General features: G+C 59.2%; 22 protein-coding genes and 1 tRNA gene. 15 read left to right on the top strand and 8 right to left on the bottom strand.

Going from position 1 to position 19982, the window contains the following annotated elements:
• Positions 1–182 precede the first annotated feature (182 nt).
• From T9A_RS12880 to T9A_RS12870, 3 genes are all read left to right on the top strand, one after another.
• Positions 183–395 carry a hypothetical protein gene (locus tag T9A_RS12880; protein ID WP_035249117.1) on the top strand — a complete coding sequence of 71 codons (213 nt, stop codon included), beginning with the start codon at positions 183–185 and terminating at the stop codon, positions 393–395.
• Between the two features lie 164 nt (positions 396–559).
• Positions 560–1087: an outer membrane beta-barrel protein gene (locus tag T9A_RS12875; RefSeq protein WP_035249115.1), complete on the top strand. Its 528-nt coding sequence runs from the start codon at positions 560–562 to the stop codon at positions 1085–1087.
• A gap of 79 nt (positions 1088–1166) precedes the next feature.
• Complete coding sequence (locus tag T9A_RS12870; protein WP_035249114.1) at positions 1167–1532, top strand: hypothetical protein; 366 nt, start codon at positions 1167–1169, stop codon at positions 1530–1532.
• Between the two features lie 233 nt (positions 1533–1765).
• Here T9A_RS12870 and T9A_RS12865 read toward each other — a convergent pair.
• Positions 1766–1842: transfer RNA gene (locus T9A_RS12865), tRNA-Met, on the bottom strand.
• A gap of 215 nt (positions 1843–2057) precedes the next feature.
• Between T9A_RS12865 and iscR the strand changes: the two genes are divergently transcribed.
• The 4 genes from iscR (at position 2058) to T9A_RS12845 (ending at position 5367) form a co-directional block, all read left to right on the top strand.
• Positions 2058–2522 (top strand): Fe-S cluster assembly transcriptional regulator IscR, encoded by a 465-nt coding sequence (gene iscR, locus T9A_RS12860; RefSeq protein ID WP_035249113.1) that lies wholly within the window; start codon positions 2058–2060, stop codon positions 2520–2522.
• Positions 2523–2659: 137 nt separating this feature from the next.
• A complete protein-coding gene (locus T9A_RS12855; protein WP_035249112.1) occupies positions 2660–3811 on the top strand; it encodes an IscS subfamily cysteine desulfurase in 1152 nt (383 codons plus the stop codon).
• A gap of 104 nt (positions 3812–3915) precedes the next feature.
• The gene (locus T9A_RS12850) at positions 3916–4482 is read left to right on the top strand and encodes a heme NO-binding domain-containing protein (protein ID WP_035249111.1); all 567 of its coding nucleotides are present in this window, start codon (positions 3916–3918) and stop codon (positions 4480–4482) included.
• A gap of 318 nt (positions 4483–4800) precedes the next feature.
• On the top strand, positions 4801–5367 hold the full coding sequence (locus T9A_RS12845; RefSeq protein ID WP_035249110.1) for a heme NO-binding domain-containing protein: 567 nt from the start codon (positions 4801–4803) through the stop codon (positions 5365–5367).
• A 158-nt stretch (positions 5368–5525) separates the two neighbouring features.
• On the opposite strand, the gene T9A_RS12840 is transcribed toward T9A_RS12845, so the two are convergent.
• The 7 genes from T9A_RS12840 to sufB form a co-directional block, all read right to left on the bottom strand.
• Positions 5526–5972, bottom strand: a complete 447-nt coding sequence (locus tag T9A_RS12840; protein ID WP_035249109.1) for a SufE family protein — start codon at positions 5970–5972, stop codon at positions 5526–5528.
• 45 nt (positions 5973–6017) lie between these two features.
• On the bottom strand, positions 6018–6563 hold the full coding sequence (gene sufT / locus T9A_RS12835) for a putative Fe-S cluster assembly protein SufT (RefSeq protein WP_035249108.1): 546 nt from the start codon (positions 6561–6563) through the stop codon (positions 6018–6020).
• Between the two features lies 1 nt (position 6564).
• Positions 6565–6924, bottom strand: a complete 360-nt coding sequence (locus T9A_RS12830; RefSeq protein WP_035249106.1) for a HesB/IscA family protein — start codon at positions 6922–6924, stop codon at positions 6565–6567.
• Positions 6925–7064: 140 nt separating this feature from the next.
• Positions 7065–8279, bottom strand: coding sequence for an aminotransferase class V-fold PLP-dependent enzyme (locus tag T9A_RS12825; protein WP_035249103.1), 1215 nt, complete (start codon positions 8277–8279; stop codon positions 7065–7067).
• Complete coding sequence (gene sufD / locus T9A_RS12820) at positions 8279–9505, bottom strand: Fe-S cluster assembly protein SufD (protein ID WP_035249101.1); 1227 nt, start codon at positions 9503–9505, stop codon at positions 8279–8281. Before sufD ends, T9A_RS12825 begins: the two co-directional genes overlap by 1 nt.
• Positions 9502–10257 carry a Fe-S cluster assembly ATPase SufC gene (gene sufC, locus T9A_RS12815; protein ID WP_035249099.1) on the bottom strand — a complete coding sequence of 252 codons (756 nt, stop codon included), beginning with the start codon at positions 10255–10257 and terminating at the stop codon, positions 9502–9504. Before sufC ends, sufD begins: the two co-directional genes overlap by 4 nt.
• A 140-nt stretch (positions 10258–10397) precedes the next feature.
• Complete coding sequence (sufB, locus tag T9A_RS12810; protein ID WP_035249097.1) at positions 10398–11837, bottom strand: Fe-S cluster assembly protein SufB; 1440 nt, start codon at positions 11835–11837, stop codon at positions 10398–10400.
• 309 nt (positions 11838–12146) lie between these two features.
• Between sufB and ndk the strand changes: the two genes are divergently transcribed.
• The 8 genes from ndk (at position 12147) to bamB (ending at position 19889) form a co-directional block, all read left to right on the top strand.
• Positions 12147–12578, top strand: a complete 432-nt coding sequence (gene ndk, locus T9A_RS12805; protein WP_035249095.1) for a nucleoside-diphosphate kinase — start codon at positions 12147–12149, stop codon at positions 12576–12578.
• An 83-nt stretch (positions 12579–12661) separates the two neighbouring features.
• Positions 12662–13807 (top strand): dual-specificity RNA methyltransferase RlmN, encoded by a 1146-nt coding sequence (gene rlmN / locus T9A_RS12800; protein ID WP_035249094.1) that lies wholly within the window; start codon positions 12662–12664, stop codon positions 13805–13807.
• Entirely contained in the window at positions 13804–14586 is a 783-nt protein-coding gene (gene pilW, locus T9A_RS12795; RefSeq protein ID WP_035249092.1) for a type IV pilus biogenesis/stability protein PilW, read from the top strand. Before rlmN ends, pilW begins: the two co-directional genes overlap by 4 nt.
• Complete coding sequence (locus tag T9A_RS12790; protein WP_035249090.1) at positions 14583–15488, top strand: RodZ domain-containing protein; 906 nt, start codon at positions 14583–14585, stop codon at positions 15486–15488. The genes pilW and T9A_RS12790 overlap by 4 nt, the downstream gene beginning before the upstream one ends.
• Before the next feature lie 20 nt (positions 15489–15508).
• Positions 15509–16627 carry a flavodoxin-dependent (E)-4-hydroxy-3-methylbut-2-enyl-diphosphate synthase gene (gene ispG / locus T9A_RS12785; RefSeq protein ID WP_035249088.1) on the top strand — a complete coding sequence of 373 codons (1119 nt, stop codon included), beginning with the start codon at positions 15509–15511 and terminating at the stop codon, positions 16625–16627.
• A gap of 102 nt (positions 16628–16729) precedes the next feature.
• On the top strand, positions 16730–17998 hold the full coding sequence (gene hisS / locus T9A_RS12780; RefSeq protein ID WP_084573498.1) for a histidine--tRNA ligase: 1269 nt from the start codon (positions 16730–16732) through the stop codon (positions 17996–17998).
• A 112-nt stretch (positions 17999–18110) separates the two neighbouring features.
• Positions 18111–18746, top strand: coding sequence for a YfgM family protein (locus tag T9A_RS12775; RefSeq protein WP_035249086.1), 636 nt, complete (start codon positions 18111–18113; stop codon positions 18744–18746).
• Positions 18747–19889: an outer membrane protein assembly factor BamB gene (gene bamB, locus T9A_RS12770; RefSeq protein ID WP_035249083.1), complete on the top strand. Its 1143-nt coding sequence runs from the start codon at positions 18747–18749 to the stop codon at positions 19887–19889.
• The last annotated feature ends 93 nt before the right edge of the window (positions 19890–19982 follow it).

The following is a 19982-nucleotide window of genomic DNA, read 5'->3' as shown; positions in this document are numbered from 1 at the left end:
TGAATATGAGCAAACAGGGTTATTGCACCGGGTAAAAGGTTCCGGTAACAAGAGAGAGCAAAGGTAAAACGCACGAATAAAAATACCGGCTCACCCCGAACAAGGACTGAGCGGTCGTCACCTCAAAGCAGGGTCGCCATGGGCCTTGATGTAGCTGCTTTGACACAGCGAGGAGAGAGACGATGAGACTGTTTCGCGAAAAGAGCGCTGCTGCCATCCCCCCGGTGTTGATCACCGAGTCCAACGATGTGGAGCGCCTCAAAGCCATCGCCCGCAACACCGCCGCCTTCGATCTGGGCGTCCAGGACGTGGAGTGGGAAAACGATCTCCCCGATGACCACGGCTGCATGCGCCTGAAACTCAGCGGCGACTATTACTTCGTGATCCGTCCCTGAGCGCCGTTGTTGATCGTGCGACATGCCCTGATATCTGCAACCGGAGCGCAGTAACCCTTAACAGGCGAATCCCCTGACGCCCGCACCGGCGTTTGCCCTCTGGCATCCTTCCTGCCTCGTGATAAAGTCGTACCTGAATCAATAATGATCGCAGGGAGCGACACATGAAAACCCCTTTGCTTGCTACCACCGCCATCCTCGGCGCCATCACACTTTCCACCCCTGTCTTTGCCTCTCACAGTGTCTATGGCGTCCTCAAAGGCGGCTGGACCGATCTGGATGACCGGGATATCCCCTCCGAAGTAGACACCACGGACACCACCTTCTCGCTGCTGGGTGGCGTCAGCTTCCCCCTGGCTCGCGATACCTTCTCCGTTGGCGTGGAAGGCGGTGCTGTGTGGCTGGGTGACTACGGTGACGACAACGAAGTCGATATCTCCGGCATCGAAGCCGCCGCCATCGGCAAGGCCCGCATCGCCACCGGCACCGACCTGTTCCTGCGCGCCGGCGCCCTGCGCTGGGACGCGGAATTCGACCACGGCAGCGACGAAGACGGCACCGACGGCTTCTGGGGCGCGGGCTTCACTTACGGCCTCGACAACCTGAAATTCCGCGGCAGTGTGGACCGCTATTCACTGGATGAGGTGGATGTGGAGGCGTATACGCTGGGGCTGGAGTATCGGTTTAACTGATTAGCCTCGGCCTCCTGTTTTTGTAGGAGCTATGCTTGCATGGCGAATGGAGTTTGCTGGTCACAAAGGAAGTGATGGAATGCAGGAAGTGAAATCGAATCTGTACCCTTGCAGGCATTGTAGTGAAACGGGCATTTGCACATCGGGTGAAGAAGGAAAAAGTTGCCGGGCCTGCGCTAAATATCACGAATTGAAAGGCAGGGACTTGGCCGGTTTGGCGTGTGGCACCTGTGGGGGTTTGGGCCAGTCAGAACCCATTACTGAGAGAATGAACAAACGAGTTAAGCCTGTTCTGGCTATGCTTATCGTTTTCTCGATCCTTATCTTTATCTTTCTTTTGGCACTCACCAAGAACCCACACTTCCCGGAATTTCTGGCTTTCGGCGGAACCCTGATTGGTGGGGTAACGGCGTTTTATTTTAATGCTAAGAGTGGCGGCGTGTAGTAGATTTTCTAGATTTTGAGCTTGGATTTTTCCTTCAACGTTTGCCCACCCTATTTGAGAAAATATGCTCTAGAAAGCATAAACGCTGTTTTTGAGTAATTGTGCTATGGGTGAGAGAGGTTCTGTCGGAGAGAAGTTGAAGATTTTGCTTCGCGCACTGGGGCTAAGCAATGTCTAAAGTCGTAAAACAAAAAAGGGGCCTGACGTTTCCGTCAGGCCCCTTTTTCTTTATCTGGTAGCAAGGGGCGGACTTGAACCGCCGACCCCAGCATTATGAGTGCTGTGCTCTAACCAGCTGAGCTACCTTGCCATTTGAGGTCGCGAATTTTCCGCGAGGGAGGGGTGGGTGTCAAGCGCTGGGTGCCTTTGTGGGTAATGTTTGATCAGTTGTTGGCAGAGAAAGGGGATATCTGCCATAGTTGCACATTAAATGAAAATGATTCTTAATTGTAATTCATTAATACTTGACCAAATTGCTCAGGATTACTACGCTTCACGTCAAATACACGCAATAAGGGTGTGGATATGCGGTTGACTACAAAAGGTCGCTACGCGGTGACGGCGATGCTGGATCTGGCATTGCATGCGGCCACGGGCCCGGTGTCGCTGGCGGATATTTCCGATCGTCAGGGTATATCCATTTCCTATCTGGAGCAGTTGTTCGCCAAGTTGCGCCGTAATGGCCTGGTGAACAGCGTACGCGGGCCGGGCGGGGGCTATCAGCTCAGCCGGGCCAGCGACGATATTGATGTGGCGGCGGTGATTGCGGCGGTGGACGAGTCGGTGGATGCCACCCGTTGCGGCGGCCACGGGGATTGCCAGGAAGGCGATACCTGCCTGACCCACCACCTGTGGTGCGATCTGTCGGATCAGATACAGGCCTTTCTGGGCGGTATTTCCCTGGGGGAGCTGGTGGCTCGCCAGGAAGTGAAGCAGGTGGCCCAGCGTCAGGACCGTCAGCATCAGCGTCTGCCCGTCAGTAGCCTGTAAGCTGCTTCTGAATCCTCATCGTCAGCCTTTGCCGGCACCGCACACCCTTTACCCGGCAACCACGATGACGGTGTGGATTCAGGTATAATCTCCTCTCTGTTTTTTCGCCAACCCCAATCGCCACAAGCCAAGTCGCCATGAGCCAAGCCGTCTATCTCGACTACGCGGCAACTACCCCGGTAGATCCGGCGGTGGTTGATGTGATGGTCCGTCATCTCGGTCCCGAAGGGACGTTCGCCAACCCGGCCTCACGTAGCCACCTTTATGGCTGGCTGGCAGAGGAAGCGGTGGAATCCGCCCGCCGTCAGGTGGCGGACCTACTGCAGGCGGACCCGCGGGAGATTGTCTGGACCAGCGGTGCCACCGAGGCCAATAACCTGGCCATCAAGGGCGTGATCGAAGCCCGTGGCGGTGGCCATGTGATTACCAGTGCCACCGAACACAAGGCGGTGCTGGATGCCTGTGGCTGGCTGGAAAAGCAGGGCCACCCGGTGACCTATCTGACACCCGCTGCGGATGGCCGTATCGACCCGCAGAGTGTGGCCGAGGCGCTCCGTGAGGACACCGTGCTGGTGAGCGTGATGCACGCCAACAACGAGACCGGGGTGATCAACGATATCGCCGCCATCGGCGCCCTGTGCCGCGAGAAGGGTGTGTTGTTCCATACTGATGCGGCCCAGAGTGTGGGCAAGCTGGATTTGAATGTGCAGGCCCTGCAGGTGGATCTGTTGTCCGTGTGCGCGCACAAGATTTATGGGCCCAAGGGCATTGGCGCGCTATATGTTCGCCGCTCGCCGGATGTGAAGGTGGCGGCGCAGATTCATGGTGGCGGCCACGAGCGGGGCATGCGCTCCGGTACCCTGGCGACTCACCAGATCGTCGGTATGGGCGAAGCGGTTGCCCTGGCGGCCCGTTTGCGGGATGAGGAAGGCCCGCGTATCGCCGGGCTGCGCGATCGTTTGTGGCAAGGCATCAGCCAGCTGGACGGGGTGAGCATCAATGGTGAGGGGGCGCCGCGCTTGCCGGGGCATCTCAATGTGGCCTTTGCCGGCGTGGACGGTGAAATGCTGCTGACCGCCATGAATCAGGCGGCGGTGTCCTCCGGCTCTGCCTGTACCTCTGCGTCCCTGGAGCCTTCCTATGTGCTCAAGGCCATGGGCGTCCCGGATGCGCTGGCCCATGGCTCCATCCGCTTTTCGGTGGGGCGCTTTACCTCGCAGGCGGATATTGACCGGGTGATCGAGAACGTGACCGAGGTCATCCAGAGACTGAGAAAGGTGGCCGGTTAGACGTTGTTATCCTAATCGGTGGCGCGTTTTATGCCCCGAGCGGTTTTCTGCACGGTAGTACCTCCCTGCTATGGTGAATAAACACCTGAATGGGAGGGAGCTCCATGCACGGCGTCATTATTTCCAACCTGAAAAAATACGTGGAAGAAAAACTGGGCGAGGAGGCCTGGGACACTCTGCGTGACAAGGCCGGGCTGCCCGGCAAGGCCTTTATTCCTATCAGCATGTACCCGGACAGTGATCTTGAGGATCTTCTGGCGGCGGCGGTGGAGGTCACCGGCCAGGGCCGCGACGAGATACTCAAGGATTTCGGTGCCTGGGTGATTCCCCCGCTAATGAAAATGTACCGCTCCTTTATTCCTGATGACTGGGACGCGGTGACCTTCCTGAAAAACATCGACGATCGCATTCACGAGCGGGTGGTGCGCATGAAAGATGCCAACGCCAAGCCGCCGCATATCAATGTGTCGGAAATTTCCCCGGGGCTGCTGGAGGTGGAGTATCAGTCGCACCGGGACATGAGCTATCTGGCGCTGGGCTGCGTCTATGGTGTGGCCGAGTACTATGGGCAGAAGGCAGCGCTGATGGAGGAGAAGCGGGTGGTGGGTACCCACAGGACCTTCATCATGCGGATCTCTGCTGCGGAGCAGACGCAGCGGGATGCGGTCTGAAAGGCACGCGCCGTTGCCTCATTATCCGTTGGAGCCTTGCTTGCAAGGCGAAGGCGGTTGGTCTGGCACGGTGCCAGCGTTTTGCTCTTCGCCTTGCAAGCAAGGCTCCAACGGTCCTTTCTTTCATCGCCCTTAGGCTTTCCCGTCAGGGGGATAAATCGCGCAAAAACAGAAAAATGTGACCGGCTATGTCACCTGGCTGTGAAGGGGTAGATATTCGCCGGGCCAGTGGTGGTGCGGGCTGGTTGGACGGTCGTACATGCGGCACAGCTCTTGCTGTTATAGAGGGAGAAGGAGAGCCGGCTCGGGAGCAGTGACATGCATGGCGTGATCGTGACCAATTTCAAGCGGTATCTGGATGAATTCATGGGTACCGACGCCTGGGGCGAAGTGGTCTCCACGGCGGGGTTGCAGGGCAAGACCTATCTGCCGGTGGCGCTGTATCCGGATGAGGAAATGGAAGCGCTGTTGCGGGCGGCGGAATCTGCTACCGGGCTACGCCGGGATGACCTGCTGGCGGATTTCGGTGAGTGGGTGATCGGCCCGCTGATTACTATGTACCAGCCGATGATTCCCACGGGCTGGGATGCCATGACATTTCTGCTGAACATGCAGCAGATCCACGAACGCATTTTGCGCCTCAAGGACCCGGCGGCGACAGCACCGAAGATTGAGGTGCACAAGCGCGGCGACGATACCCTGGAAATTCACTACCACTCCCACCGCAATATGGCGGCGATGATTCATGGCTCGGTGAAGGGGGTTGCCGCCTATTTCAATGAAACCGCCAGCCTGCTTGGCTCGGAAGCGGGTGAGGGTGGGGAGCAGCGGTTTGTGTTCCATATCCAGCCGAACAAGACGCAGCAAGCCCTGGAGGCGGTGTAAGGCGGACGTGGTGTTGTGCCGTCTTCTCGGACGACAAGTTCCAGAACCAAGTCAAAAGCGATTTACCACAGAGGACACAGAGTTCACGGAGGATAAACATCCTTTCCCTATGAGCTCTGTGTCCTCTGTGGTGAAAATGCTTTTTGCGTAGCGGGAGGCTAGGCAGTCAGTGACTGGGCCTGTTGTTTGATCTTGCCGACCATGGCGCGCAGGCCGTTGCCGCGGGTGGGGCTGAGGTGGTTGAGCAGGTCGATGCGATCGAAGAAGGCGTCCATGTCGTAATCGTGGATGGCCTGGGGAGACTGGCGGTTCAGGGCGGCCAGTACGATGGCGGCCAGGCCCTTGACGATCAGGGCGTCGGAATCCACCGCCATGTACAGCGTGTCCGCGTCGCTGTCGTAATCGGTTTCCAGCCACACCTGGCTCTGGCAGCCGCGCACAAAGCGGTCTTCGGTTTTCAGCTCATCGGGCAGCTCGGGCAGTTGCTTGCCCAGGTCGATGATATAGCGATAGCGCTCTTCCCAGTCATCCAGGAATTCCAGGTCTTCACTGATGTCCTCAGCGGTAATCTTTTCGCCCAGGGTGATGTTGTGGATATCGAACACGTCGCTTGCACTCCAGAATAGCGGCTAGCTTCTAGCAGCTGCTTTTCAAAACATTCCCAACTCGAGTTGAGCCTCTTCACTCATCATATCGCGGCTCCAGGGCGGATCGAACACCAGGGCCACTTCCACCTTGTTCACGTTGGGCACCTTGCCGAGCCGGTCTTCCACATCGCCCACCAGTACCGGGCCCATGCCGCAGTTGGGGGCGGTGAGGGTCATGCGGACCTGCACCACGTTTTCGCCATCGCGCTGGATCACATCGCAGCCGTAGACCAGGCCCAGTTCCTTGATGCTCACCGGAATCTCCGGGTCGAAGATGGTCTGTAGGGTGCTGTCCAGGTCGTCCTGGCGCACGCTGCCGTCCTCGTTGGCGGGCGCGAAGTCCAGCTTCAGCGGTTGCTGGCCGATGGCGTCTGCGTCGGTGCCGTCGATGCGTGCCATGTTGCCATTGATGGTCACCGTGTAGGTGCCGCCCAGGGCCTGGCTCAGATTGACGAAGCTGTTCTTGGGGATGGTAATGCGGGTGCCGTCCGGCACCTTGCGGGCCGGTACATCACGCTGGACGACAACCGTTCTCTGTTCTTGCGCCAACTCAGACCTCGTCTACGGTAAAGCTCTCGCCGCAGCCGCACTCACCGGTGGCGTTGGGATTGCGGAACTTGAACAGGCTGTTGACGCCCTCGGTGACGTAGTCGATGACTAGGCCATTAAGCATGGGCAGCCACTTTTCCGGCACGTACAGGTTGACGCCGTCGATCTCGAACAGCTTGTCGCCGTCTTTGGGTTCTTCCACAAAATCGAGGGTGTACATGAACCCGGAACAGCCGGATTCGTCCAGATCCAGACGGATGCCGCTGGCACTGGCTCGCTGGATTTCCCGCAGGGCCTGTTGGTTGGCAGCCTCGGTCAGGTTAAGGGTGACCTGGCCGGGTTGGAATGTCTGAACTGTCATGAAATTACCTACCTTGCATTAGCGCATGGTTGATATTGCCGCAGGAGCGTCGCTTGAGACGCGAATCGTACTTGGCGCAGCCTGTCGCGAGCAGGGTTCGCGTCTCAAGCGACGCTCCTACGGTGAGGTGTGTGCCGGGCTCAGAGAAAGGTCTTCACCTTCTCCAGCGCCTCGAACAGGCGATCCACCTCATCAAGGGTATTATAAATGGAGAACGAGGCCCTGACTGTGCCCGGAATGCCCAGAGTGTCCATCAGCGGCATGGTGCAGTGATGGCCGGTGCGAACCGCCACGCCCTGTTTATCCAGCAGCATGCCCACATCCGCCGGGTGAGCGCCTTCCAGCAGGAAGGACAACACACTGACTTTATTGGCGGCGGTGCCGATGATTTTCAAGCCATCGAAAGCCTCTGCCTGTTTGGTGGCATGGACCAAGAGAGAATCTTCATGGGCCTGTAGTGCCTCGCGGTCCTGCTGATTGAACCAGTCGATAGCAGCGGCCAGGCCGATAGCCCCGGCAATATTGGGGGTGCCGGCTTCGAATTTGTAGGGCAGCTGGTTCCAGGTGCTCTTTTCGAAGCTCACCGTTTCGATCATCTCGCCGCCGGTCTGGTAGGGCGGCATGGCCTCCAGCAGCTCGCGACGGCCGTAAAGCACGCCGATGCCGGTGGGGCCAAACAACTTGTGGGCGGAGAAAGCGTAGAAATCCACGTCCAGGGCCTGCACATCCACCGGGAAGTGGGCCACCGCCTGGGCGCCGTCGACTACGGTAATAGCGCCTGCCTCACGGGCCTTGGCGACCATTTCCTGCACCGGGTTCAGGGTGCCCAGGGCATTGCTGGCATGGCCGATGGCGAAGATTTTGGTGCGCTCGGTGAGCAGCTGGTCGAAGGCGTCCTGATCCAGGCTGCAATCCTCGCGCAGCGGGATCACCTTCAGCGTCGCGCCGGTGGCCAGGCATGCCTGCTGCCAGGGCACGATATTGGCGTGGTGCTCGCTGGTACTGATCAGCACCTCGTCGCCGGGCTGCAGGCGCTCACGGCCGATGCACTGGGCGATGATGTTGATGGACTCGGTGGTGCCCTTGGTCCACAGGATTTCTTCGCGGCTGGCGTTCAGGAAGCGGGCCACGGTCTCGCGGGCGCCCTCGAACTGGCCGGTAGCCAGGTCGCTGAGATGATGGGCGCCGCGGTGCACATTGGAGTTCACCGTGCGGTAGTAGTGCTCCAGCACGTTCAGCACCGCTTCCGGTTTCTGGGTGGTGGCACCGTTATCCAGATACACCAGCGGCTTGCCGTTGACCTGTTGATTCAGGATCGGGAACTGTGCGCGAAGGGCTGCCACATCAAACGTCATTACGCGGCGTCTCCTGCCGGGCTGGCATGGGTCAGTTCCGCTTCCAGCCAGGGCTGGGCCCACTCGGTCACTGCCGCGTCGGGCAGGGCCATCAGCAATTCGTTAACGAAGCCCAGGCTCAGCATGCGCTTGGCTTCGGCAGCGGGAATGCCGCGCGATTGCAGGTAGAACTGCTGACCGGCATCCAGCTGGCCGACGGTGGTGCCGTGGGCACACTTCACATCGTCGTTGTAGATTTCCAGCTCCGGCTTGGTGTTGATCTCGGCGCCGGGGTTGAGCAGCAGGTTCTTGTTGGACAGCTCCGCATTGGTGCCGCTGGCGAAGGGGTGAATGTGGATGCGGCCATTGAAGACCGCCTTGCCGCTTTCACCGGCCAGGCCTCTGAAGTTCTGATCGGACTGGCAATTGGGCACCGCGTGCTCCACGCACAGCTGGTTGTCCACGTGGCTCTTGTCGCGCACCACGAAGATGCCTTTCATGTTCAGCTCGGCACCGCTCTTGTTCACCAGGGCGCGCACGTCGTTGCGGCGCAGGCGGTTGCCGGTCATCAGCTGGTAGCTGTCTACCTTGCTGACGCCCTGCTGATCGATGATCAGGGTGCCGATGTGCAATGTATTGGCCTGCTCGCCCTGCAACCGGTAATGGGTCAGGGTGGCGTTGTCGGCGGTGATCAGGGCGGTGACCGCATTGGTCAGCGCCTGGCCTTCGGCGTGATAGTGCTCGATGACGGTGGCTTCGGCGCCGGCATTGAGCTTGACGATGACACGCGGGTTGCAGTGGGCCGGCGCTTCGCTGGCGCTCTGGATCTGCAGGTGAATCGGTTGTTCGATGCGGGTATTGGCGGCCACTTCCAGCACCACCGGTTGCCCGCACACCGCGCCGTTATAGGCGGCAAAGGGGGTCTGCAGGCCGTTTACCACGGGCGCGTCGTGATGCAGATTGACGCCGGCGGGCAGGGAGCTGCCCTGCAGTTGGCCATTGTTGATGGTGACCACAAACTCGCTCAGGGCTGGCAGGGGCTGACTGATCTCGCCATTGGCAACCGCGTTCAGGTGGCCGTCGGCCAGGGCCTTCAACGAGGTGTACTTCCAGCGTTCGGTCTTGCGTTCCGGGAAGCTGGCAGCCTCCAGGTCGGTCAGCGCATCGCCGTCACTACCGTGGCGGCGGGCGTTGGCCAGGGCCTGGGTTTTCAGGTCAATGGCGAGGTCGCTTGCAGAGAGTGTCATGCGGACTCCTCTTCTCCTGTGAGCCAGCCGTAGCCTTTCTTCTCCAGCTCCAGGGCCAGTTCCTTGCCACCGGATTTGATGATCTGGCCGTTGGACAATACGTGCACAAAGTCCGGCACGATGTAGTCCAGCAGACGCTGATAGTGGGTCACCAGCACGATGCCGCGCTCCGGGCTGCGCAGGGAATTGACGCCCTTGGCCACGGTTTGCAGGGCATCGATGTCGAGCCCGGAATCGGTTTCGTCGAGCAGCGCCAGTTTCGGCTCCATCAGCAGCATCTGCATGATTTCGTTGCGCTTTTTCTCGCCGCCGGAAAAGCCTTCGTTGACCCCACGCTTGAGGAAGCTGGCGTCCAGGTTGACCTGTTTGCAGGCGGCACGGGCCTGGCGGAGCAGGGTAACCGAATCCCACTCTTCCTTGCCCTGGGCGGTGCGCACGGATTCCAGCGCGGCCTTGAGAAATTCCATGTTGGAGACGCCGGGGATTTCCACCGGATACTGGAAGGCCAGGAACAGGCCCGCCTGGGCGCGCTCTTCGGGCTCCAGCTCTGCCAGGCTCTTGCCCTCAAACAGGGCTTCGCCGCCAGTGATGGCGTAGTTGTCACGACCGGCAAGCACGTTGGCCAGGGTAGATTTGCCGGAGCCGTTGGGGCCCATGATGGCGTGTACCTCGCCCGGTTTAATGGTCAGGTTCAGGCCCTTGAGAATCGGCTTGTCCGCCACGGTGGCGTGCAGATCACGAATTTCCAGCATGTTTTGATGCGCCTTTCGGTTGGGCTGGCTTCCAGCCCGGTTAATCAGGGTGTTGTAGGAGCTATGCTTGCATGGCGAAGGGGTCGCGATGGTTCGCCATGCAAGCATGGCTCCTACAGTGTCGTCTTCAGGGTATGGCCTTAGCCCACGGCCCCTTCCAGGCTCACTTCCAGCAACTTGCCCGCTTCCACGGCAAACTCCATGGGCAGTTCCTTGAACACCTCTTTACAGAAGCCGTTCACGATCATGGAGACCGCTTTTTCCGGGTCGATACCGCGCTGGCGGCACAGGAACATCTGGTCGTCACTCACCTTGGAGGTGGTGGCCTCGTGTTCGATGGTGGCCGAGGGGTTCTTCGACTCGATGTACGGGAAGGTGTGCGCGCCGCAGGTGTCGCCCAGCAGCAGGGAGTCGCACTGGGTGAAGTTGCGGGCGTTTTCTGCCCGTGGGCTGATCCGTACCAGGCCGCGGTAGCTGTTGCTGCTGCGGCCGGCGGAGATGCCCTTGGAAATAATGGTGCTCTTGGTGTTCTTGCCCAGGTGGATCATCTTGGTGCCGGTGTCCGCCTGCTGCATGTGGCGGGTCAGGGCCACGGAGTAGAACTCACCGATGCTGTTGTCACCACGCAGGATCACGGACGGATACTTCCAGGTGATGGCGGAGCCGGTTTCCACCTGGGTCCAGCTGATCTTGCTGTTGTCGTGGGCAACACCGCGCTTGGTGACGAAGTTGTAGATGCCACCTTTGCCGTTTTCGTCGCCCGGGTACCAGTTCTGCACCGTGGAGTACTTGATCTCGGCGCCGGGCAGGGCGACCAGCTCAACCACGGCCGCGTGCAGCTGGTTCTCGTCCCGCTGGGGTGCGGTGCAGCCTTCCAGGTAGCTCACATGGCTGCCTTCATCGGCGATGATCAGGGTGCGCTCGAACTGGCCGGTGTTGGCTTCGTTGATGCGGAAGTAGGTGGACAGCTCCATGGGGCAGCGCACGCCCTTGGGGATATAGACGAAGGAGCCATCAGAGAACACGGCACTGTTGAGGGCGGCATAGAAGTTGTCGCCCTTGGGTACCACGCTCCCCAGATATTTCTTGATCAGCTCCGGGTGATTCTGGATCGCCTCGGAAATGGAGCAGAAGATCACCCCGGCTTCCCACAGCTTCTCTTTAAAGGTGGTAAACACGGAGGAGGAGTCGAACACCACATCCACGGCGACGCCGGCCAGCATCTCCTGCTCATGCAGGGGAATGCCCAGTTTTTCATAGGTGGCGAGCAGCTCCGGGTCCACCTCATCCAGACTCTTCGGGGCGTCATCCAGGCTCTTGGGCTTGGAATAGTAGGACACCTTGTTGAAGTCGATAGGGTCGTGGTGCAGGTGGGCCCAGCCCGGGGAGGGCATTTCCTGCCATTTGCGGTAGCTGTCCAGGCGCCATTCGAGCATCCATTCCGGCTCTTCTTTCTTGGCGGACAGGAATCGGATGACTTCCTCGCTCAGCCCGGGGGGCAGGGTTTCGGTGTCCACCGTGGTGGAGAAACCGGCCTCGTAGTTGGAGCGAATCAGTTTGTCCAGTTCAGCTTGGCTCATAGGTCAGGGCCTGATGTTGAATACCAGAGTAATTTAGTCAGGTATTATACGCCATTCGTGAGCGCTGTCGACCATCGACCATATAGAGGCGGGCTTTCGACCGGCTCCCGGTGGCGGCAGGGCGGCAGGCCCGTGGCGGGGCGGCAACGGTATCATAATTCACCCTGCTTGCGTATAATCCGCCGGTTCCAAAGGGGTGGCTGTGGTTCTTGCGTTCGCAAGGTTGCCGGATTGCCCCTTCTCTGCCTGGAGGAGCTTGTTTTGGGTTCCCGGGGACCATTTAACGTAAATTCTGGAGTGAACTGACTGATGGCTGTTGAGCGCACCCTCTCTATCATCAAGCCTGATGCCGTGGCCAAGAACGTAATTGGCGACATCGTATCCCGTTTCGAGAAGGCCGACCTGAAAGTGGTTGCCATGAAAATGGTACACCTGAGCGACGAGCAGGCTGGTGGCTTCTACGCTGAGCACAAGGAGCGCCCCTTCTTCAAGGATCTGGTGTCCTTCATGACCAGCGGTCCGGTAATCGTACAGGTTCTGGAAGGCGAAGACGCCGTAGCCAAGAACCGTGACCTGATGGGTGCTACCAACCCGAAGGATGCGGAAGCTGGAACCATCCGTGCCGATTTCGCTCAGACCATTGACGAAAATGCGGCGCACGGCTCTGACTCTGCCGAGTCTGCTGCCCGTGAAGTGGCTTATTTCTTCGCTGACGAAGAACTCTGCCCGCGCACCCGCTAAAACAGCCGGTGCACTGTCTGCCACGGCGCCTGCCGTGGCAGACTTGTATACAGACTGACTAAACAGTCTGACTGGAGAATGCTATGACAACCCAACAGAAGGTCAATCTGCTCGGTCTTTCCCGTCCGCAAATGGAAGAATTCTTCCTGGAAATGGGCGAGAAGAAGTTCCGTGCCCAGCAGGTACTCAAATGGATCCACCACCATCAGGCGGATTCCTTCGAGCAAATGACCGATGTGGGCAAGGCATTGCGCCAGAAACTCTCCGAGGTGGCGGAAATCCGTGGCCCGGATGTAGCTCATGAAAGCATCAGCCGTGACGGCACCCGCAAATGGGTGTTCGAACTGAGCGGCGGTGGTTCTGTGGAAACCGTTTTTATCCCTGATGGTCGCCGCGGCACTCTGTGCGTGTCGTCCCAGGTCGGCTGTGCCGTGGATTGCAGTTTCTGCTCCACCGGCAAGCAGGGTTTCCAGCGCGACATGACCAGCGCCGAGATCATCGGCCAGGTGTGGCAGGCCAGCCGCGCTTTTGGTCCCCGTCGCAATCTTGGCGAACACCCCATCACCAATGTGGTGATGATGGGCATGGGCGAACCCATGCTCAATTATGACAATGTGCTTACCGCCATGCGCATCATGAAAGATGACCTGGGTTACGGTATCGGCAAGAAGCGCATCACCCTCTCTACCTCCGGCCATATCCCGAGGATGGACCAGCTCAGCCAGGATCTGGATGTGTCGCTGGCCGTCAGCCTGCACGCACCCAATGACGAGCTGCGTAACGAACTAGTGCCGCTGAACCGCAAGTACCCGCTGAAAGAACTGATGGCGGCCTGCAAGCGCTACAGCGACAACATCACCCATCGTCATAAAACCATTACCATGGAATACGTGATGCTGCGTGATGTGAACGACAAACCGGAGCATGCCCGTCAGCTGGTCAAGCTGCTTAACGGCATTCCGGTGAAGGTCAATCTGATCCCGTTCAATCCTTTTCCCCATGCCGGTTATGAACGGTCACGGAAAAGCGATATTCTGGAGTTTCATAAGTACCTGAATGACAATGGATTGCTGACTACCGTAAGGACAACGCGCGGTGACGATATTGATGCCGCCTGTGGTCAGCTGGTGGGGCAGGTGCAAGATCGGACCCGGCGCAGTGAGCGCTGGAAGCAATCCATTTTTCACCGCTCCGAACAAACCGATAACAACACAGCGCAAGCGCAATGAGACGTTTTTTTCGGGTTTTTCCAGGCTTGCTGATCGCAAGTCTGTTGGCTACCGGGTGTGTGACGGTGGATTCGGGGCAACGGGAAGTCAAAGTGGACGATGCGGTAACCAGCCGTGTTGCCGCGGGCCTGCAGTATATGCAGCAGGGCAATCCTTCCGAGGCGCGCCGGCATTTCTCCCGGGCTCTTGCCCACAACGATGACAGCGCGGTGGCGCACAACGCCATGGCTCTGCTCTACAAATACGAAAATGACCCCGAACGGGAAGAGTTTCATTACAAGAAAGCGTTACGGGCAGATCGCAACTTTGCTCCGGCGCTGAATAATTACGGCACCATGCTTTACAGTCGTGGTGCTTACCAGGACGCACTGGAAAAATTCGAGCGCGCTGCCAATGATCCTTCCTACCAGGGTCGAGGCAGCGCCTGGGCCAACATGGGCAGGTGTTATCGCCAGCTGGGCAATGATGACGCCGCGGAAAAGGCCTTTGTCAAAGCGATTCGCCTCGACCCCAGGGCCGTAACACCGAACCTGGAACTGGCCGAACTGTACCAGCGGCAAGATCGCATGCGACTTGCCTGGGATTACTACCAGCAGTATCTACAGCGCAGTGGTCGGCAGAGTGCCCGATCCCTGTGGCTCGGCATCCGTCTGGCAAGTAGGTTGGGTCACGAAGATCAGCAGTCCAGCTATGAGCTGGCACTGGAAAACATGCATCGCCGCTCCGGAGAATACCGTGAGTGGCAGAATTGGAAAGCCTCTCAGGAGAGCGGGAAATGAGCGATAACATGGTCGTGCTACCGGGTGAACGTTGTCGCAAAGCCCGTGAGGCACTGGGCTGGACCCCTGCCGAAGCGGCGAAGAAGATGCATCTCTCCCAGAGCTACCTGGTAGCCCTGGAAGCGGATGACTACGAGCGTTTGCCTGAGGCAACCTTCGTCAAGGGTTACCTGAAGAATTACGCCAGGTTACTCGGCTTGCCAGCGGATGAAATTGCCAACACCTTCCAGCAGATAGTTAACGATGATGCTTTCGATAAGCCGCTGGATCTGCCGAAAATGGCGCCGCCGCCGTCCGTGTGGCGCAAGCCGTTGCTGGCGGTAGTGGCCCTGCTGGTTGTGGTGGCGCTGCTCATCTGGCTGTGGCCTGAAGAAGAAGCGCTGGCGCCGTTGTCTACCTCCGGAATGAATGCGCCTGAAGAACGTGTTTCTCTGCAGGCTGATGAAGAGGTCGGCGGCGAAACTGGCCCTTTTCCCGGTGAGCCGGAATCGGCGCCAGAGCAGGGCGCCGGTGACGAGCTTTCCCCCCAGTCCCTTGACGATACTGCCAACGACGCCCAGCCTGAAGACACCGGGGCGGCGGCAGACGGTAACAGTGCCGAGAGTCTAAATAGTGTAGAGAGCAGCGACGAGCCTGCCCCGAGCATGTTGGCCGAAAACGGCCTCGACCGCCTGCTGATGGCGTTTTCCGGCAATTGCTGGATCAGCGTCAAGGACGCCACTGGCCGCACCTTGCGCCAGGGTGAACAGCAGGGCGGCGCCTCGTTGCAACTGGATGGCAAAGCGCCGTTCAGCCTGACTCTGGGCGATGCCGGGGCCGTTGATGAACTGATCCTCAATGGCGAGGTTGTCACCTTGCCGACGAATTCCCCCGGTACAGTTGTGCGAGTCTCCATTCCCTGATTCGCGAGGGTAGAAACACCATGGAACCGGAAGTCAAAATCCAGCGCAGAAAGACCCGGCAGATTTTTGTCGGCAACGTCCCCGTGGGCGGCGATGCCCCCATCTCCGTGCAAAGCATGACCAACACCGAAACCTGCGATGTGGACGCCACCGTTGGCCAGATCCGCCGCTTGCAGGATGCCGGTGTGGATATCGTGCGCGTCTCGGTGCCCAGCATGGACGCCGCCGACGCCTTCGGAAAGATTCGTCAGCAGGTGGATGTGCCGCTGGTGGCGGATATCCACTATGACTACAAGATTGCCCTGGCTGTGGCAGAGCGTGGCGTGGATTGCCTGCGTATCAACCCGGGCAATATCGGCCGCGAAGATCGCATCAAGGCAGTGATCCAGTGCGCCAAGGACAAGGGTATCCCGATTCGTATTGGCGTGAATGCCGGCTCACTGGAAAAGGAGCTGCAGCGTAAATACGGTGAGCCCACTTCTGATGCGCTGGTGGAATCCGCCATGCGCCATGCGGATATTCTCGACCGCTATGATTTTCAGGACTTCAAGGTCAGTGTGAAGGCCTCTAATGTCTTCATGACCCTGCAGGCCTACCGTAAATTGTCTGCCCAGCTGGAACAGCCGTTGCACCTGGGTGTGACTGAAGCGGGTACCTTCCGCTCCGGCACGGTGAAATCCGCTGTGGCGCTGGGCGCGCTGCTGATGGAAGGCATTGGCGATACGATCCGCATTTCCCTGGCTGCCGATCCGGTGGAGGAAGTGCGCGTGGGCTTCGACATTCTGAAAAGCCTGAACCTGCGCAAGAAAGGCGTGAACATCATCGCCTGCCCAAGCTGTTCCAGGCAGAACTTCGACGTGATCAAGACCGTCAACGAGCTGGAAGCGCGCCTGGAAGATATCAACGAGTCCGTGGACCTGGCGGTGATTGGTTGCCTGGTCAACGGTCCCGGCGAAGCCCGGGAAGTAGACGTGGGCCTGACCGGGGGCACACCTAACAATCTTGCGTATCGGGACGGTGAAAAGAGTCATCACATCACCGCGGACAATCTGGTCGATGAACTGGAACGCATGGTTCGGGCCAAGGTGCAGAAACAGCGTGACGACGAAGCCAAAGGCATTATCGCAAGAAGTGAATGACAGGTCGGACGTCGAGAGTCTGATGTCAGACGCCTGAAGCCTGAAGGCTTTCGCGTCAGACGTCTGACATCAGACGTCCGACTTTTTTACCAAGGAATTTTCGTGAGCAAGAAAATCACCTCCATCCGTGGGATGAACGACATCCTGCCGGAACAGACGGGTCTCTGGCAGTGGCTGGAAGACAAGGTCCGCGCTGTGCTGGCCAGCTACGGCTACCAGGAAATCCGTATGCCCGTGGTGGAACAGACCGACCTGTTCAAGCGCAGCATCGGCGAAGTCACTGATATCGTCGAAAAAGAGATGTACACCTTCGATGATCGTAACGGCGACAGCCTGACCCTGCGTCCGGAGGGTACCGCCAGCTGCGTACGTGCCTGTGAGCAGCACGGCATGCTGTATAACCAGACCCAGCGGCTCTGGTACACCGGCCCCATGTTCCGTCATGAGCGTCCCCAGGCTGGCCGGTATCGTCAGTTTCACCAGATTGGCGTGGAAGTGTTCGGCATCACCGGTCCGGACATCGATGCGGAAGTGATTCTGCTCACCGCCCGTCTCTGGAAAGCCCTGGGCCTGGCCGACAAGGTCACCCTGGAGCTCAATTCCCTGGGCGACAGTGACGACCGGGCCCGTTATCGCGACGCCCTGCTGGATTACCTGAAGACCCATTTCGAACAGCTGGACGAGGATTCGCAGAAACGCCTCGAGCGCAGCCCTCTGCGGGTGCTGGACAGCAAAGACCCGGGTACCCGCGAAGTGCTCAAGGATGCGCCGCAGCTGGCGGATTACCTCAATGAAGACGCCCGCGAGCATTTTGATGGCCTGAAAGCCTTGCTCGATGCCAACGGCATTGCTTATAAAGTGAACCCCTACCTGGTGCGGGGCCTGGACTACTACGGCAAGACCGTGTTCGAGTGGACCACCGACGCCCTCGGCGCCCAGGGCACCGTCTGTGCCGGCGGTCGCTATGATGGCCTGGTGGAGCAGCTGGGTGGCAAACCGACTCCCGGTGTGGGCTTTGCCATGGGCGTGGAACGACTGATTCTGCTGATCGAGCAGGAAAAGCCGGAACTGTCGGCCGCCGTGGACGTCTATGTAATGGCCATGGGTGATGCACTGACCCCCGCCATGGCGCTGGCCGAGCAACTGCGCGATGCCACGCCAGGTCGTGGCATTCAGCTCCATTGCGGCGGCGGAAGTTTTAAAAGCCAGATGAAAAAGGCAGACCGCAGCGGTGCGGCCGTCGCCCTGATCATGGGCGAAGATGAACTGGCCAGTGGGGTCGTCACGGTGAAGCCGTTGCGCGGCCAAGGTGAGCAGCAGCAGGTTGCACAGGGCGATGTCACCAACGCACTGATATCGTTTCTGGAATAAATAGGCAGCTTGTAGTTTGCTACCCCCGGCGTTGATTTGTGCACCGGAACAAACGAAATACCCAAGCGTCAGGAAGAACACTTCCCGGCAATAAAAACGAAAGGAGAGCAGGGTGGTCGATTACATCCGCGACGAAGAAGAACAGGTCGAACGCATCAAGGCCTGGTGGCAGGAAAACGGTACCGCTGCAGTGATTACTGTAGTGCTGGCGGTGGCTGCGCTGATTGGCTGGCGTCAATGGCAGGGTCATCAGGGGGAGCAGGCTTCTGAAGCGTCAGCTCACTACCAGGTCATGGTGGAAGCCCTGTCCGCCAACCCTATGGATGCGGCGGTCATCAACGACAAGGCCGACCTGCTGATGGAGGACTTTTCCAGCAGCGCCTATGCGGATTACGCCCGCCTGGCCAAGGCCAACCTGGCTGTGCAGGACGCGGACTACGACAAGGCTGTGAGCTTCCTGCAGCCGGTGGCCGATGATGGTGCCACCGATGAGCTGAGCTACACCGCCAGCTTGCGTCTGGCCCGGGTGTTCCTGCAGCAGCAGGCCTGGGACAAGGCCGATGACCTGCTCGGCAAAAGCTTTCCGTCGGCCTTTAACGGCATGGCGCTGGAGCTGAGAGGCGATGTGGCCAAGGCCCAGGGCGAGGCAGAACAGGCCCGCGATCTTTACACACAGGCCCTGGATGTCCTGCAGGACGGTGGTGAAAAAGACCGTGTGCAGATGAAACTGGACGACCTGAAGAGCTAAATGAAATATTTCCTTCTCCCCGTGATTTTGGCCAGCCTCGTGCTGGCCGGCTGTAGCTCCAACCCCAATGCCATTGAGCCCAATGACTTGCCGAAATTCGAGGCCAGCTACAAGGTCAAGCGGCTCTGGAAAGAGGGCGTCGGCAACGGGGTGGAGGACAGTCAATTGTCCCTGCGCCCGGCGGTGACCGAGCAACAGGTATTTGCCGGTGATGTGTTTGGCGATGTCTATGCGGTCAGCCGCGACAAGGGCAAGCGCCAGTGGCGGGTGAAAACCGAGGACCGCATTGCCGGTGGCTTCTATGCCGGCTACGGCATGGTGCTCTACGGTACCCGCGAGGGGGTGGCCGTGGCCCTGTCCATGGAAACCGGCGATACCCTCTGGCGCACCACGCTTTCCGGCGAAGCCCTGGCGATTCCCGCCAGTGACGGCAATGTTGCTGTATTCCAGACCCAGGATGGCCATGTGACGGCCCTGGATGTGGAAAGCGGCGAGCAGCTGTGGGACTACGAGACCCCGGTGCCCACCCTGACCCTGCGCGGGCTGGCGCAGCCTACCCTGGATAACGGCAAGGCCTACGCCGGTTTTGCCAACGCCAAGCTGGCGGCGCTGGATCTGGAGAACGGTATCCCGCTGTGGGAGCAACGTATCGCCGAACCCACCGGACGCTCCGAACTGGACCGCCTGGTGGATGTGGACAGCAACCTGATCGTGGAAGGCGGTGGCGTGTTCGCCGTGACCTTCCAGGGCAAGGCGGCAGTGGTGGACCAGGAAAATGGTCGCCCCTACTGGGAAAAGGAACTGTCCAGCGCGCAGATCATCAGTGCCAGCAATGGCAGCCTGTTCGTGGCTGACGACACAGGCGTGGTACGTGCCCTGGATATGCGCAGTGGTACGGTTCTGTGGAAGCAGGACAAGCTCTATGGTCGCCGTCTTACCGGTACCGCAGTACAGGGCAATCACGTGGTGATTGGCGATTTCGAAGGCTATCTGCACTGGCTGGATGTGGACGATGGCAGCATCGTTGCCCGCAAACGCCACGACTGGGATGGCTTTGCCGGCACCGCCGTGAGCTACGATGGTGTCCTCTATGTGCTCAGCTATGACGGCAAACTGGCCGCGTACCAACTGAAAGAACGTTAATCTCAACAAGAGGGAGCGGCCAAGTGGCCGCTCCCATTGCGCCTGCCCCTGTTTTCCTGATTTTCTTCTCTCCGCCTCTATCACCGAATTGCG

It is taken from the genome of Alcanivorax jadensis T9, assembly GCF_000756655.1.
Classification (GTDB): Bacteria; Pseudomonadota; Gammaproteobacteria; order Pseudomonadales; family Alcanivoracaceae; genus Alcanivorax; species Alcanivorax jadensis.
Note: the sequence above shows the minus strand (reverse complement) of the source record. Positions and strands in the feature narration are given on the sequence as shown.

Excerpts from the sequence above, each read along its gene's own strand:
- T9A_RS12880 (WP_035249117.1), top strand. The coding sequence starts at position 183 with ATGAGACTGTTTCGCGAAAAGAGCGCTGCTGCCATCCCCCCGGTGTTG.
- T9A_RS12875 (WP_035249115.1), top strand. The coding sequence starts at position 560 with ATGAAAACCCCTTTGCTTGCTACCACCGCCATCCTCGGCGCCATCACA.
- T9A_RS12870 (WP_035249114.1), top strand. The coding sequence starts at position 1,167 with ATGCAGGAAGTGAAATCGAATCTGTACCCTTGCAGGCATTGTAGTGAA.
- iscR (WP_035249113.1), top strand. The coding sequence starts at position 2,058 with ATGCGGTTGACTACAAAAGGTCGCTACGCGGTGACGGCGATGCTGGAT.
- T9A_RS12855 (WP_035249112.1), top strand. The coding sequence starts at position 2,660 with ATGAGCCAAGCCGTCTATCTCGACTACGCGGCAACTACCCCGGTAGAT.
- T9A_RS12850 (WP_035249111.1), top strand. The coding sequence starts at position 3,916 with ATGCACGGCGTCATTATTTCCAACCTGAAAAAATACGTGGAAGAAAAA.
- T9A_RS12845 (WP_035249110.1), top strand. The coding sequence starts at position 4,801 with ATGCATGGCGTGATCGTGACCAATTTCAAGCGGTATCTGGATGAATTC.
- T9A_RS12830 (WP_035249106.1), bottom strand. The coding sequence starts at position 6,924 with ATGACAGTTCAGACATTCCAACCCGGCCAGGTCACCCTTAACCTGACC.
- T9A_RS12825 (WP_035249103.1), bottom strand. The coding sequence starts at position 8,279 with ATGACGTTTGATGTGGCAGCCCTTCGCGCACAGTTCCCGATCCTGAAT.
- sufD (WP_035249101.1), bottom strand. The coding sequence starts at position 9,505 with ATGACACTCTCTGCAAGCGACCTCGCCATTGACCTGAAAACCCAGGCC.
- sufC (WP_035249099.1), bottom strand. The coding sequence starts at position 10,257 with ATGCTGGAAATTCGTGATCTGCACGCCACCGTGGCGGACAAGCCGATT.
- sufB (WP_035249097.1), bottom strand. The coding sequence starts at position 11,837 with ATGAGCCAAGCTGAACTGGACAAACTGATTCGCTCCAACTACGAGGCC.
- ndk (WP_035249095.1), top strand. The coding sequence starts at position 12,147 with ATGGCTGTTGAGCGCACCCTCTCTATCATCAAGCCTGATGCCGTGGCC.
- rlmN (WP_035249094.1), top strand. The coding sequence starts at position 12,662 with ATGACAACCCAACAGAAGGTCAATCTGCTCGGTCTTTCCCGTCCGCAA.
- pilW (WP_035249092.1), top strand. The coding sequence starts at position 13,804 with ATGAGACGTTTTTTTCGGGTTTTTCCAGGCTTGCTGATCGCAAGTCTG.
- T9A_RS12790 (WP_035249090.1), top strand. The coding sequence starts at position 14,583 with ATGAGCGATAACATGGTCGTGCTACCGGGTGAACGTTGTCGCAAAGCC.
- ispG (WP_035249088.1), top strand. The coding sequence starts at position 15,509 with ATGGAACCGGAAGTCAAAATCCAGCGCAGAAAGACCCGGCAGATTTTT.
- bamB (WP_035249083.1), top strand. The coding sequence starts at position 18,747 with ATGAAATATTTCCTTCTCCCCGTGATTTTGGCCAGCCTCGTGCTGGCC.